The organism is Bacillus smithii (genome assembly GCF_001050115.1).
Classification (GTDB): Bacteria; Bacillota; Bacilli; order Bacillales; family DSM-4216; genus Bacillus_O; species Bacillus_O smithii.
In genome coordinates this window covers 915,691-929,841 of record NZ_CP012024.1, presented here as the reverse complement: position 1 = coordinate 929,841, position 14,151 = coordinate 915,691, and the positions used below count along the sequence as shown (strand labels likewise).

General features: G+C 39.9%; 12 protein-coding genes and 1 pseudogene. 7 read left to right on the top strand and 6 right to left on the bottom strand.

Translation table 11 applies throughout. The annotated features are described in order from the left end of the window. Nucleotides 1–121: 121 nt before the first annotated feature. Entirely contained in the window at nt 122–304 is a 183-nt protein-coding gene (locus BSM4216_RS04375) for a YjzD family protein (RefSeq protein WP_003353700.1), read from the top strand. 114 nt (nt 305–418) lie between these two features. Here the strand turns inward: BSM4216_RS04375 and clpB are convergent, their stop codons facing one another. The 4 genes from clpB to BSM4216_RS04355 all read right to left on the bottom strand — a co-directional run bounded on the left by clpB (nt 419) and on the right by BSM4216_RS04355 (nt 4,807). Next, entirely contained in the window at nt 419–3,016 is a 2,598-nt protein-coding gene (gene clpB / locus BSM4216_RS04370) for an ATP-dependent chaperone ClpB (RefSeq protein WP_048622865.1), read from the bottom strand. Nucleotides 3,017–3,120: 104 nt separating this feature from the next. Continuing rightward, the gene (locus tag BSM4216_RS04365) at nt 3,121–3,300 is read right to left on the bottom strand and encodes a YjzC family protein (RefSeq protein ID WP_040341183.1); all 180 of its coding nucleotides are present in this window, start codon (nt 3,298–3,300) and stop codon (nt 3,121–3,123) included. Between the two features lie 358 nt (nt 3,301–3,658). Further along, nucleotides 3,659–3,970 (bottom strand): metal-sulfur cluster assembly factor, encoded by a 312-nt coding sequence (locus tag BSM4216_RS04360; protein ID WP_048622864.1) that lies wholly within the window; start codon nt 3,968–3,970, stop codon nt 3,659–3,661. A 75-nt stretch (nt 3,971–4,045) separates the two neighbouring features. Further along, complete coding sequence (locus BSM4216_RS04355; RefSeq protein WP_048622863.1) at nt 4,046–4,807, bottom strand: alpha/beta fold hydrolase; 762 nt, start codon at nt 4,805–4,807, stop codon at nt 4,046–4,048. A 362-nt stretch (nt 4,808–5,169) separates the two neighbouring features. On the opposite strand from BSM4216_RS04355, the gene BSM4216_RS16860 reads away from it, so the two are divergent. Continuing rightward, nucleotides 5,170–5,319 carry a hypothetical protein gene (locus tag BSM4216_RS16860; protein ID WP_169799155.1) on the top strand — a complete coding sequence of 50 codons (150 nt, stop codon included), beginning with the start codon at nt 5,170–5,172 and terminating at the stop codon, nt 5,317–5,319. A 277-nt stretch (nt 5,320–5,596) separates the two neighbouring features. Here the strand turns inward: BSM4216_RS16860 and BSM4216_RS04350 are convergent, their stop codons facing one another. After that, nucleotides 5,597–6,451, bottom strand: coding sequence for a YitT family protein (locus BSM4216_RS04350; protein WP_048622862.1), 855 nt, complete (start codon nt 6,449–6,451; stop codon nt 5,597–5,599). Nucleotides 6,452–6,578: 127 nt separating this feature from the next. On the opposite strand from BSM4216_RS04350, the gene BSM4216_RS04345 reads away from it, so the two are divergent. From BSM4216_RS04345 to BSM4216_RS04340, 3 genes are all read left to right on the top strand, one after another. Continuing rightward, nucleotides 6,579–7,448, top strand: coding sequence for a DegV family protein (locus BSM4216_RS04345; RefSeq protein WP_048622861.1), 870 nt, complete (start codon nt 6,579–6,581; stop codon nt 7,446–7,448). A 111-nt stretch (nt 7,449–7,559) separates the two neighbouring features. Next, nucleotides 7,560–7,691: a DUF3941 domain-containing protein gene (locus tag BSM4216_RS16165; protein ID WP_003353709.1), complete on the top strand. Its 132-nt coding sequence runs from the start codon at nt 7,560–7,562 to the stop codon at nt 7,689–7,691. Between the two features lie 157 nt (nt 7,692–7,848). After that, nucleotides 7,849–8,340 (top strand): YajQ family cyclic di-GMP-binding protein, encoded by a 492-nt coding sequence (locus BSM4216_RS04340; protein WP_003353710.1) that lies wholly within the window; start codon nt 7,849–7,851, stop codon nt 8,338–8,340. A gap of 290 nt (nt 8,341–8,630) precedes the next feature. On the opposite strand, the pseudogene BSM4216_RS04335 reads toward BSM4216_RS04340, so the two are convergent. Continuing rightward, nucleotides 8,631–10,046: pseudogene (locus tag BSM4216_RS04335) on the bottom strand (sigma-54 interaction domain-containing protein). Between the two features lie 434 nt (nt 10,047–10,480). Here BSM4216_RS04335 and BSM4216_RS04330 point away from each other — a divergent pair. Then, complete coding sequence (locus BSM4216_RS04330; RefSeq protein ID WP_048622686.1) at nt 10,481–11,842, top strand: IS4 family transposase; 1,362 nt, start codon at nt 10,481–10,483, stop codon at nt 11,840–11,842. Between the two features lie 106 nt (nt 11,843–11,948). Beyond that, entirely contained in the window at nt 11,949–14,096 is a 2,148-nt protein-coding gene (locus tag BSM4216_RS04325) for a YhgE/Pip domain-containing protein (protein ID WP_048622860.1), read from the top strand. Nucleotides 14,097–14,151: the final 55 nt, after the last annotated feature.

Sequence of the window (14,151 nt, the reverse complement as noted above, 5' to 3'; positions counted from 1 at the left end):
TCAGCCTATTCAAAACGGAGGAGTTTCAAATGTGTAAGAAAGATTTCATCATCGAACGGAAGTGTGGTAAGATAGAGGTATAATAGGTACATACTGATTTATAAAACGAGGTGAATAACCGATGCGTTTCATTATGACACTGGTATGGGCATTTCTTTTGTCTTTAATGCTCGTATATGTTGTGGGAGCAATGGCCGGAGCAGCGTTTAATTTCAGTCTCAGCCTTCTTTTAACGTTTGTCTTTGCGATTCTGATCTTTTTGTTAAGCTCGCTGATTCCGGACGAACCGGTTGAAAAACATTGAGTCCAAAAGGGGCGGCCGATGAGGTCGCCCCTTTTGGCTTGTGGCATCTTTCATCAATGGCCAAAATGGATACTTCAGCCATGAAGGTGTGAGCGAACAGATCCCCCCGTCTATTTAAGAAGAACGGACAATGAGCTCTCCGTTTTCTTCATCAATCACCGCTTCTTTATTTGGCAAAATATCTCCGGCAATAATCGCCCTTGCCAGCTTAGTCTCTACTTGATGTTGAATGAACCGTTTCAATGGCCGGGCTCCATATACCGGATCGAATCCCTCTTTCGCAATGAGCTTCTTAGCGTTTTCCGTGACTCTAAGATCCAATTCCTGATCTTTCAGTCGTTGTTTTAGTTCACCGAGCAATTTTTCCACAATGGCTTCTACGTTCTCCATCGTCAACGGTTTAAACAAAATAATATCATCCACACGGTTTAAAAATTCCGGGCGAAAGTGATGCTTTAATTCGTTCAATACTTTTTCTTTTGTCTCCGGTTGAATGTCTCCTTCTTCTTTTCGATCTAACAAGTAGGAAGAGCCTAAGTTGGAAGTCATAATGACAACCGTATTTTTGCAATCAACCGTTCTTCCTTGTGAATCCGTGATTCGACCGTCATCCAGCATTTGCAGCAAAATATTAAATACTTCCGGGTGCGCTTTTTCTATTTCATCCAATAAAACAACCGAATAAGGTTTACGGCGAATGGCTTCCGTAAGTTGGCCCCCTTCTTCATAGCCGACATATCCAGGAGGAGCACCGATTAAACGCGAAACAGAAAATTTTTCCATATACTCGGACATATCGATCCGAATCATTTGCTCTTCGCTATCGAATAATGCCTCTGCGAGTGTCTTTGCCAGCTCTGTTTTTCCGACGCCTGTCGGACCGAGAAATAAAAACGATCCGATCGGACGATTTGGGTCTTTGATTCCCGCTCTTGCCCTTAGTACAGCATCACTCACCAGCTTCACTGCTTCTTCTTGGCCGATTACTCTGTTTTGGAGAATTTGTTCTAATCGCAGTAATTTCTCTCTTTCTCCTTCTACAAGCTTGGTAACGGGTATGCCTGTCCAACGGGAAACGATCCCCGCAATTTCTTCTTCTGTCACCTCTTCCCGAAGAAGCCGATTCTCGTCCTGTTTCGTTGCGGCTTCGTTTTCCAGTTCCTTCAGTTCTTTTTCTACTTGGGGAATTCTGCCATGGCGCAATTCAGCTGCTTTATTTAAGTCATATTGGTTCTCCGCCAATTCCAGCTCCCTGCGAAGTCTTTCCAACAGTTCGCGTTTTTCCTGAACTTTTTGAATAGCCTCTTTCTCTTTCTGCCATCTTGCCCGCATTTCGTTCGCTGTTTCTCTTAAATCCGCCAATTCTTTTCTTAATATCTCAAGGCGTGCTTTGCTGGCATCATCCGTCTCCTTCATTAAGGCAGCTTCTTCAATTTCAAGCTGCATCACTCTTCTCGTCACTTCGTCCAATTCTGTCGGCATCGAATCGATTTCCGTCCTGATCAAAGCGCACGCTTCATCAACCAAGTCAATCGCCTTATCAGGAAGAAACCGATCGGAAATATAACGGTTAGAAAGCGTTGCGGCGGCTACAAGAGCCCTATCATGGATATTAACGCCGTGGTGAATTTCAAACCGTTCCTTTAAGCCCCGTAAAATCGAAATCGTATCTTCCACTGTCGGTTCTTGAACGAGAACTTGCTGGAAACGACGTTCAAGCGCCGGATCTTTTTCAATATATTGACGGTATTCATCCAATGTTGTGGCCCCAATACAATGGAGTTCGCCTCTCGCCAGCATCGGTTTCAACATATTCCCTGCATCCATGGCTCCCTCTGTTTTTCCGGCGCCCACAATCGTGTGCAGTTCATCAATAAACAACAATATTTTCCCTTCGCTTTTCTTAACCGCATTTAAAACCGCTTTTAACCTTTCTTCAAACTCGCCCCGAAATTTGGCTCCAGCAATCAGCGCGCTCATATCCAAAGCAAAAATGGTTTTATCTTTCAATCCTTCAGGGACATCTTTGCGGACAATCCTTTGGGCAAGGCCTTCCACAATCGCGGTCTTCCCAACACCCGGTTCACCGATTAAAACCGGATTATTCTTCGTTTTCCGCGACAGAATCCGGATCACATGGCGAATTTCGCTGTCCCTGCCAATGACAGGATCCATTTTTCCTTGTCTCGCTTCCTCGACAAGATCCCGTCCGTATTTTTTCAATGCTTCATAGACGGCTTCCGGATTTTGGGTTGCCACTTTTTCATTCCCCCTTATCTCTTTAATAACAGCAGCCAACTGCGACTTTGACACTTGATGTTTATGTAAAAACTGTTTCCAGTCGTGATCCGGTAAATCCATGCTTGCCAAAACCACATGTTCTACCGAAAGATAATCATCCTTCCATTGCTCCCGCACCTTGTCTGCTTTTTGAAAAAGCATCTGCAGATGATTAGAAAGATAGGCGCCGTACTGGACGCCTTCTCCGCTGACTTTGGGGCATTCGTCCAACCGCTTTTGAAAATAATGGATGATTTCTTCTTTAGACAACCCGACCCGCTCAAAAATATGGGCCATTAAACTATCGCTTTTGTTCAATAACGCATAAAACAGATGAGGTAAGTCCATTTCTGTATTTTGTTGTTGCTCTGCCAATTTTTGAGCTTCCGCCATTCCTTCCTGGAGCGCATACGTCATCCGCTGGATATCCATATGGGTCCCTCCATCCGTTTTTCATTCCTTTTCCAACATTCATTATTCACTTTTCCGATTTAACTGTAAAGCCATCCGTCTCCGGATGGCTTGCTTGTCGTACATTACGGTTTCCGTTTATACGTCCATATTCGTTCGTCATTTGAGTTTTCCGGGAATCGGTCGCCTTTTGCCAATTTTATTTGCTTTGGATTCACCACATTGCTTCCGGTATCCCCTACTTCTACATAAATTCCGTTATTTGGCGCTTTTTCTCCGGGATGAAATTGCCTTTTTTGTCCCAACGTATGCCCCCTCCGCATAAACGACGTTGTTTTTTGACGCATAATTGCGCCTGTACATAGAATTTGCCTCCCGCCATTATCTATACACGGTTATTTTCGTCATCCAGTCCAACCATTATCATTACTCGTTGTTTCCAATAAAAAACACATGCGAGAAAATGAATATAAAAGGTGCCCAACCTTTAGATAGAAGGAGCAAATATTTTTGCCAGGACGACAATAATGGACGAATCATTTGTCGGATGGTTCATTCATTTACAGAAAAAACACCTGCGCACCAATGCGCAGGTGGTTATTCTTACTCATCAGTTCCACTTCTATAAACGATTTTCTTTGGAACTATACAAAGATTTATTGATTAATCAGGAATTCCTAATGCGATTTTAGCGTAGCGAGACATTCGATCTTTTGTCCACGGTGGATTCCAAACGATATTCACATCGACATCCTTAATTTCAGGAATATCGCTCAACGCATATTTCACTTGATCCACAATGGTGGAAGCAAGCGGACATCCCATTGCTGTCAAAGTCATCGTGATCGTTGCTTTTCCTTCTTCGTCCATATCTATACCATAAACTAGGCCAAGATTCACAACATCAATGCCGATTTCCGGATCGATGACCTGTTCAAGTGCACCGAGAATATTCTCTTTTAAAGCCTCATCCACTTCCCTCACTCCTTTTTCGTTATTTAACACTATTTTAATCAAAACCTACGGTAGTAATCAAATCATTCATTCTGATTACAGTTTTTCGGAAAACCATTCCACTGTTTTTAATACTCCGGAACGAGACACTTTATGGCCGCTTTGTTCGTCCAGCATAAAAAAGAAGTCTTCGGGATGATTTTCATATTGATCCCGGTTGGACAAATAAAAATCATAGGCATTTTGAAAAGGAACGATCGGGTCATTTTTTCCGTGCCAAAACATCAAAGGACGCCCTTTGAGTTTTTCCGGCTGCTGGCTTAAATCGTAGGTCCGCAGCCTATTAAAGGTTTTTTCCAATTCCTTTTCCGTAAAAGGAATATGGTATCCACGCTTTTGAATTTCGCTGATTTGCCGGCGGGCATAATCCTCATACACCGGAGACCCCATCAAACTGACGGCCGCCTTAATCCAAGAATACTGTGTTAAAGCTCCTAAAGTCACTATTCCTCCCATGGATGTGCCGGCAACGCCAATCCGATCCTCATCTATCCTTTGTTCATAATGATTTTTAATCGCTTCTATTTCTTGGATGGTGTTTACCACAATGTCCCAAAATCGATACGTTAGGTCCCTTTCCGATATGGATTCTTCCCTCTCTCCATGAAAAGAGGCTTCCGGCAAAACAACCCGATATCCTTTTTCGCTTAGATAATAAGCGTAATGAAGATTATGTTCTTTTGCACTTTGAAAACCATGGATGAATATGATGAACGGTATTTTTTGATCCAACAATGATTGTTTCACTACATGCAAGACCGGAATATTGTTCACATATTCTTTTCGAACGATCATCATTTTGACGAATCCTCCCTTCCCTTTCTTTATGTATCATAATCGAGAGTCCAAAAATTTCCTATACTTTTTTCATTTTTCTTATTTCTTCGTTCGTCATGTTGAATCAATTTTATGAATAGATTAAAAACAACCTAATCTGACAGAGTGGTGGGTAAAAAAAAAGGGACTTTTGCAAATGATTCATGACATAAAATGCGATTCCTCAGGCCGATCGATGATGACCAAAAAAACATTCTCGCACCCATGAACGAACGATGCAGGAGCTGGAAAGGCAGGGAGAAAGTACGTGTGTGGAGCACTAGATGATGAGGAACAATGTAAAAGAACGAATTTTCGTTCATCAATAAAAAGGGGTGGATCGAATGGGCAAACGGAATAAATCAAAACGATTTATCCATGACGGGAAAAACTCCGTTCAACAACATGCATTGAAAATTCCCTACCATATGACATATGCCGAAGCAGAAGCCGCAAAAATGAACAGTTCCCGAAATGACATAGAAGAAATTTAGCTACGATATCATCACGAACTTTCAGCTGAACTAAAAAACGTCAAGGAAATACAATACTTGTCTAACGAAATACACCCTTTCTTAATACCAGCCTTCAAGCCGCGCAAGGGGCCCGTCATTCATACAGGACGGAGCCTGCTTGAGCGGCTCATATCACAGTCCTGCTTGAACCGGCCCAGACTCTTCCTCATCCAATTTTATGGAAAAGATTTGCTGCTGTTTATAATGCGAACGGCGATACATATAGATTCCACTGTCTGGAATTCAGCTTGATGTTTTAGTCTTTTCGGAAGAAGCCGACCACTTCCGCTGTTTCCACAATATTGGTAAAAGCCTTGGGGTCGACACTTTGAATGATTTTTTTCAAATCGTACAATTCATAGCGTGTGATCACGATCATCATCATTTGTTTCTCTTTATTGGAAAAAGCCCCTTTCGCCGGAACAACCGTTATTCCTCTGACCAGTTTTCTGTAAATCGCTTGTTTCATTTCTTCCGGCTTGTCCGTGACAATCATGGCTGTCAATTTTGCGTATCGAGTATGGATCGCATCAATGACTCGGGTGGAAACGTATAAAGAAACAATCGTATAAAGCGCTTTTTCCCATCCAAATACGTATCCCGCTGTCAAAACAATAGCCCCATTCATCAGAAAAAAATAAGTGCCAACCGGCTTATCTTTCATGCGGGAAAGGACCATCGCGATAATATCAAGACCTCCAGTGGAGGCCCCGTATTTAAGTGTCAAACCGATCCCGACAGCCGCTATCACGCCTCCAAAAACAGCATTCAGTAAAATATCATGAGACAACGCTTTAACCGGGAGAAACTGAAGAAAAAAAGACATCAACACTACAGAGAGAAAGCTGTAACAGGTGAAAGATTTTCCAACTTTTTTCCAACCCAAAATGGCCACCGGAATATTTAAAATCAATAAAAAGATACCTGTCGAAATGTGAATCTTCGTAAACTCCTGCAAAAGATTGGACAATAATTGCGAAATACCGGTAAACCCGCTAGAATATACGTTTGCTGGAATTAAAAATAAATTCATTGCCAGTGCGTTTAAAAAAGCACCGAATACGACAATTACGATTTTTTTTGCCTCATTCCCTATTTTGATGGTATCCATTTTGTTTCCTCCTGATTGATCTTGCCTGATGTACTTATTCACCTTATGCTCTTTCCATAAGCATTGTCAAGGGGAAAAAGAATAGATACACTAAGGTTAACAACTTTTGATTGGTAGGTGATTATATATGGCAATTCGTTTATTTACCGACAGCGGCAGTGATCTTCCGCTTTCTTTTTTTCAGGAGCATTCCGTTACGTTAATACCGTTGATCGTTCAATTAGAAAACAAGGCATATGAAGATATCCTTTCAATTGATCCCAAAACCATTCATGATGCGATTCGGAATGGAGCATCTCCCAGTACTTCACAGCCTTCTCCCGACTTTTTTATGAAGCATTTTACAGAGCTTGCTGAAAGCGGGGATTCAGGTATTTATATTGCTTTTTCCTCCGAATTATCCGGTACCTATCAAACGGCGGTCATGATCCGGGATCAAGTGAAAGAAACTTATCCATCCCTTGATCTCACCATTATTGACTCTAAATGTGCGTCTCTCGGCCAAGGGCTGGCAGTGATCGAAGCCGCTAAAATGTTAGAAAGCGGCGCCTCAAAAGAATCCATTGTCGAAGAGATCACATTCCGCTGCCGGCATATGGAGCATCTTTTTACGGTAGAAGATTTAGATTTTCTGGCAAGAGGCGGAAGATTATCCCGGGCCTCCGCTTTCTTAGGTGGTCTCCTAAATATCAAGCCGCTTCTGCATGTGGAGGACGGAAAATTAGTGCCGATCGAAAAAATCCGAGGCCGAAAAAAACTGTTTAAGCGGATGCTTGATTTAATGGAAGAGCGCGGAGCGGATCTTTCATCCCAAATGATTGGAATCAGTCACGGCGACGACGAACAAACCGCGCTCGAAGTAAAACAAATGATCGAAGAGCGCTTTGGATGCCGACATTTTTTCATTCACTCAATCGGAGGGGCCATCGGTTCCCACGCCGGGCCTGGTACTTTGGCTATTTTCTTTTTGAACGAACTTAGAAAAAGCGACTTTTAATATGTCATCAACACTAAAGATCTAACATATTCCGTTCTCCGTTCCTGTTACACATATTATCAACTTTTTGGGTGATACTATCCCTGAAAATGTGAAGGAAGGAGAAAAATCATGCCAAGAACATCCGACAATGACAAAAAAGCAAGAGATCGGCAAGCATCTCGTGAAGAAAAGAACATTTTAGAAGAGAAAAACCGAGAAGCAGGGAAAAACCAATACTCGAAAAAAACCGATCATTTATGATCGACCTTTCTCTTATGGTGTCTTTACAGACCGTCGTGATTGCTAAAGGGGCCGCATCCAGCGTTTTTCTCACCTGGATGTGGCCCCCTTTATTGATTGTGATTTTGCAATTTGTTTACTATAATGGAAGAAATCGTTTATAGTCGGAGGTTGTTTCATGGCAAAAGAGAATTCGTTTGACATTGTATCAAAAGTGGATTTTTCGGAAGTTACAAACGCAATCAACATTGCACTAAAAGAAATCCAAAACCGCTATGATTTTAAAGGTAGCAAAAGCGATATTTCGCTTGAAAAAGATGAGCTGGTACTAGTCTCAGATGACGAGTTTAAACTCAATCAATTAAAAGACGTTCTTTTAAGCAAATTAATTAAACGAGGCGTACCCATTAAAAATATCGATTATGGCAAAATCGAAGGAGCTTCCGGCGGTACAGTACGCCAACGGGCAAAATTGATACAAGGGATCGATAAAGAAAACGCCAAAAAAATAAACACAATTGTAAAAAATTCAGGTTTAAAGGTAAAATCACAAATTCAAGAAGATCAAATCCGTATCACGGGTAAAAACAAAGATGACCTGCAAAAAATCATCGCTGCCATCCGTGAAGCGGATCTTCCGATCGATGTCCAATTTGTCAACTTCCGGTGAAGGCGAAACATCCATCATCACGTTTTCAGCATATGCCGGTTATAAGAATCAGATTATTTATTCCCAATCGTTTGATTGGGAATTTTTTAGTTCTGATCCTATTCTTTTGTGCAAATTTTTTTCATCCCCACAGATATATTTTGTCGAGCCGATTACACAGGTTTTATGCCGATAAAGACGAACTGTTTTAACTTGTTATATGCACAATAAATTTTTGTAGAAATCAAAATGAAAAAGATCTCGGATAAAGTCCCATTAATGTGGCAGTTGCTTACAATTGAGAGAGAGAATTATAAATGTTGATATGGTTTTAACTTAATTCGATATTTTTTTAGCTTCCTGACAACATTGGATTGGCTGATTCCTAAGAATTCCGCCATTTCGTATGTTGTTTTACATTGCTTAACGGCACGTCTTAGCCACAAAATTTCTACTTCTTCCATTGCTTCTCGTAAAGTTTTCCCTTTCATGTTTTTCAATAATAAAGAATCTGTTTTCTGTGTACGATCCATTTGAATGTCCAAGGGTAGATTGTCTGGATGGATGATATTGGTTTCCGAAGTAATTACAAGGCGTTCCATCATATTTTGAAGTTCCCGCACATTTCCCGGCCAGTGGTAATGAATAAGCTTATCAATCGTTGCAGGATGAAGAGATTTTCTCATACGATACTTTTCATTGAATTTTTGCAAGTAGTAATAGGCCAGCATTGCAATATCCTCTTTCCGTTCCCTTAAAGGAGGTATGGTGATCGAGATGACACTTAATCTGTAAAAAAGATCTTGTCGAAACGAGCCATGTTTTATCATTTCCGATAAATTTTGATTGGTTGAAGTAATTAAACGGAAATCGACTTTTTTCGGTCTTACTCCTCCAATTAGAATGACTTCTTTATCTTGAATCACTTTTAACAATTTTGACTGCATAGATAAAGGAATTTCACCGATTTCATCAAGAAATAATGTCCCTTGATCAGCTAGTTCGATTAACCCCGTCTTGCCCTTTTTACTGGCTCCTGTAAAAGAACCAGGTTCATATCCAAACATCTCAGACTCAAATAAAGATTCGGGAATCGCACTGCAGTTTACATCGATAAAAGCTTCATTTGCTCTTTCACTTGCTTGATGAAGTGCACGAGCAAAGTGAGTTTTTCCAACACCGGATTCACCTAAAAAGACAACCGAAGCATCTGTTTTGGCAACACGCTTAATGAGCTGCCAGATTTGCTGGATGGTTTTGCTTTTCAGAATAGTATTGCCTTCGATTTGTTCATTGTCTCGAAGTTCTTGAATTTCCGTTTCATATCTTTCAATCTTTTTTTGTAATTGTTTAAATTCCTCTTTTAATTGTTCGATTTCCGTTAAATCATGTGAAAAGCTGATTACCCGAATAATTTCATTCGATCGATCAAAAATGGGAAGACCGATAGCCATAACAGAACGCCCGGTTTTTGTATTTTGCATGACGCGCACTTCTTTCCTCTCGTTTAAAACTTTTATCGTAACGGAAGGAGAAAAAATATGATCTTCTTCAAGCTAATAAACAGACTTTCCAATTAAATCATCAGTGCTGCTTCCATAAATGGCGTAGTTATTGGGGCTGGCGCGCAGCACAACGCCATTTCCGTCTGTAATCACAATATTATCTTTTGATTTTTTTACAATCGCATCCAGTTCAAGCTCAAGTATTTCGGACTGCATATCCATTAGACAATCTCACCTTTTCAAAACATTTCAATAAATATTGTTAATATTATATAAAATCAGAATATAACGATCGATTTTCAAATGAATTATTTTTATTTCCGTTCCAAATCGTAATCTGTTCAACGGTTTGTGTTTAAAAGCAATTTTTATGTAAACTCACGAGCGATTTGTCAGATAATCTCACATAAAATCGATAAATGTCGTTCATGTGTCGATGAAATACTTTAAAATTTTTATCTCTTCCTCTGTTTTTGAAAAATAGGATTTAATAACTCAGCTTTCGCAGTCCAAAATCTTGTTTAAATGCTTGATGTAAATGGTTTTGGGAAGTACAAAATTATCATTTGACATTTTTTAAAACATAAAGAAAGACACCTATTCTTTTGGTAAAATATTGGTGACGAAACCAAATCCAAAAGAAAGGTGTCACCACTATGATAACGAATAAAGACTACTTTGCGCAATTACCAAAAGAAATTAAACAAGGATTTTCCGAATTAAATATTGGATATCATTTAAGAAAAGCGAATATTACGAAACTTTCCGGGTATTCTTGTCTTACTGTTTTCAAACTGATTTTTCTTTTAGTCTTCCAATATAAGAACTGGTTTCGTGCTTTTATGAGTAAACGATCTCAGGATCTGCCCGGAAAGGATACAGTCTATCGCTTTTTAAATACACCAACCTATCATTGGAGAAAGTTTCTGCTTTCATTAAGCAGTGAAATGATCCGTCTGCTTCAACCATTAACTTCAAAAGATCGTGTCACAGCTTTTGTGATTGATGATTCTGTCTTTTCAAGAAACCGTAGTAAGTCGGTTGAACTGTTGGCTAAGGTTTTTGATCACTCTACCCATCAGTACTTGAAAGGGTTTCAAATGCTTACCCTTGGCTGGACCGATAGTTTTACTTTTATTCCCATTGATTTTGCTCTTCTAAGTTCACCGAAAAAGGAAAATCGCCTGCAAGAAATCAATACCAATATTGATAAACGAACATCTGGCTATAAGCGTCGCCAGGAAGCTCTGAAATCAAAACCGGACGTGGCTTCAGCTTTACTTGATCATGCGCTTGAAAAAGGGATTATAGCTGACTATGTTCTCATGGATTCCTGGTTTACACAAGCGCCTTTAATTGAGAAGATTACGAACAAAGGGTTATTTGTCATTGGCTTGGTGAAGCAATTAAAGCAGCGATACGTTTACAATGGTGAACGTTTCACACTGAATCAACTTTACAAATTGGCAAAACCTCACATGGGTAAAAAAGACATTCGCGGATCCGTTTATGCTACTTTAGACAATGGAATTCCAGTAAAAATTCTATTTGTACGAAACCGTAATAAACGGAGCGAATGGCTTGCCATTCTCAGCACAGATACAACATTAGAAAATGAAGAGATCATTCGTATTTACGGCATGCGTTGGGACATTGAAGTCTTCTTCAAATGCAATAAATCCCTTTTAAATTTAGAGAAAGAATTCCAGGGACGTTCCTACGACATGTTAATTAGCCATACAACCATTGTTTTTACACGATATATTCTCATTGCTTGGCAAATGCGAAAAGAGGAGGATCCTAAGACGATTGGCAACCTTTTTTACATCCTTTGCGAAGATGTAAAAGACATAGATTTTATTACTGCCCTTCAATCACTTATTGACCTTTTCCAAACTTTGGCGGAAGCCGAGGTTTCTTTGAACATGGACATCTTTAAAAATCAAATGAATAAATGGTTGGCCACTATACCTAATTATATCAAGCAATGCTTAAATATTTCTGTGTGCGAAAGTTGAGTTAATAATTAAAAGAAATTCAGCCGTTTAAAGCATAAGTATTCACCCGATCAGCCATCCTACATAAAAAAGATGGTTCATATTCCTTCTCAGTTGGTGAAGTTAGATGAATAAAGTCATACAAATATACAGCATGGATATTAAAAATATTGTGAAAAACTGGGCTGCTTCTGTGATCATTTTGGCTCTTATCATTCTTCCTTCTTTTTATGCTTGGTTCAACATTAAGGCGTCTTGGGATCCGTATGGCCATACAAAAGGGATTGCGGTTGCGATAACCAATAATGACAAAGGCACCACATTACAAGGTCGCTATTTGAACGTTGGAAATGAAGTAGTCCAATCACTGAAAAAAAATCAAGCTTTAGGATGGAGATTTGTCGATGAAGAGGAAGCTTTACAAGGGGTAAAAACAGGCCATTATTATGCCAGCCTTATCATTCCTCAAGATTTTTCCGATAAACTCACGTCGATTTTAAAGGAAACACCCGAAAAACCCGTGATCAAGTTTACGGTCAATGAAAAATTGAATGCAATTGCCCCGAAAATGACGAAAACGGGAGCAAGCACGATCGTCGAAAATATAAATGAAGAATTTATCAAAACATCCAGCAAAGCCCTTTTCACCGTTTTTAATCAATTAGGCATAGAATTGGAGAGGGAATTAGGTACAATAGAACATTTAAAGCATTTTCTTTTTTTCTTAGAAGCAAAGCTTCCGGAAATTCATCAAGCGGTGGATACAGCTTATGAAGATGCCGTAAAAGCACAATCGATTGTCCGAAAAGCTCAAAATGCATTGCCGGTTGTTTCCGTGTTGACCAAAGATGGAATGCAGTTTTCTAACGGACTGTCAACCTTTCTCATAACTACTAGAAACACTTTAAAGAAATCCGAACCAACCATAAAGCAGGATTTGATCACGCTAGAGCAAACAGCTATGACGTTGCATGATGTTTACGACACACTTCAAAACCAGCCCATTTCCCTTTCAAAGTTGCAGTCGGATGCCGATCAATTACAGCATCGTTTAGAACGAGGCATCGATTTAATCGACAGTTTGACAAATGTAATGGAAAACATGAATCACCTTGGCCATTCGCAAGAACTGAATCCAATAATCAATAAACTCCAACAAGTCAAGAGTCAGTTTCAAACCGAAATTCGTCTAAGCAATGAAGCGTTGGATCTAGTCAAAAGAGGAGAAAATCCTGGATCTGATCTGTTATCGCGTCTTGATGAGCTCTCTCAACAGTCTTCTGATACTTTATCCAACTTAATGGCGAACTATGATTCTGTCGTAGTTCCCGCTGTTCGAAACGCTATTTCTCGTGCGATCAGGGACAATCAATATGCCGGCCAGTTATTGAAAGAAGCCAACGCAAGCTTGCCGGATGCCTATAAAATAGTAGCCGATGCTTCGAAGGGGATTCATTTTGGGATAGAAGAGATCTCCTTCGCCCAAACACACTTGCCCGAGTCTGAACGAAAGATAAGAGAAATGGCAAACAGAATACGGGATTTTGAGCAAAAACATAATATCCATCAAATCATTCAGCTGTTAAAAAATGATGTGGAAAAAGAAAGTGATTTTTTCAAGAAACCGGTGCTGTTGGAAGAACATCCCCTCTTTCCTATTCCTAATTACGGATCCGGCATGTCCCCCTTTTATACAGTGTTATCATTTTGGGTAGGGGCCATGCTGTTAATATCGTTATTATCCGTTGATGTTACCAGCAGCGAAAACTATAAAAGCTGGCAAGTATATTTTGGCCGCTTGCTTACCTTTTGGACGATTGCCTTGCTGCAATCCCTCGTTGTATCAATCGGAGATTTATATATTCTCCACGTTTTTGTGAAAGAAAAAACGATGTTCGTACTGTTCAGTGTATTCATCGCCTCAATTTTTATTTTCATCGTCTATACATTGGTCTCAATGTTTGGCAATGTCGGGAAGGCATTAGGAATCATATTGCTTGTTTTTCAAATTTCTGCATCAGGCGGAACGTTTCCCATTCAAGTTGCCCCGCCTTTTTTTCAAAAGATCCATCCATTTTTGCCTTTTACTTATGCTATCAGCTTATTGCGGGAATCCGTTGGCGGGATGCTGCCGGATATCGTAAGAAAGGATCTATTCATCTTGTCCATTTACGGTTTGATGATGTTCGTATTCGGAATGACATTGAAAGCTCCTCTATACCGATTAAGCAAAGTCTTTGTTCAAAAAGTCAAACAAAGTCATCTGATCCATTGAACATCGTTCTAAAAAACGATGCCAAAAAATGAATGAATACCGCATGAATCAGGAA

Bases quoted from the DNA above. Each gene is read 5' to 3' on its own strand.
- BSM4216_RS04355 (WP_048622863.1), bottom strand. From the start codon at position 4,807: ATGATGATCGTTCGAAAAGAATATGTGAACAATATTCCGGTCTTGCAT.
- BSM4216_RS04340 (WP_003353710.1), top strand. From the start codon at position 7,849: ATGGCAAAAGAGAATTCGTTTGACATTGTATCAAAAGTGGATTTTTCG.
- BSM4216_RS04325 (WP_048622860.1), top strand. From the start codon at position 11,949: ATGAATAAAGTCATACAAATATACAGCATGGATATTAAAAATATTGTG.
- BSM4216_RS04350 (WP_048622862.1), bottom strand. From the start codon at position 6,451: ATGGATACCATCAAAATAGGGAATGAGGCAAAAAAAATCGTAATTGTC.
- BSM4216_RS04375 (WP_003353700.1), top strand. From the start codon at position 122: ATGCGTTTCATTATGACACTGGTATGGGCATTTCTTTTGTCTTTAATG.
- BSM4216_RS16860 (WP_169799155.1), top strand. From the start codon at position 5,170: ATGGGCAAACGGAATAAATCAAAACGATTTATCCATGACGGGAAAAAC.
- BSM4216_RS04330 (WP_048622686.1), top strand. From the start codon at position 10,481: ATGATAACGAATAAAGACTACTTTGCGCAATTACCAAAAGAAATTAAA.
- clpB (WP_048622865.1), bottom strand. From the start codon at position 3,016: ATGGATATCCAGCGGATGACGTATGCGCTCCAGGAAGGAATGGCGGAA.
- BSM4216_RS04345 (WP_048622861.1), top strand. From the start codon at position 6,579: ATGGCAATTCGTTTATTTACCGACAGCGGCAGTGATCTTCCGCTTTCT.
- BSM4216_RS16165 (WP_003353709.1), top strand. From the start codon at position 7,560: ATGCCAAGAACATCCGACAATGACAAAAAAGCAAGAGATCGGCAAGCA.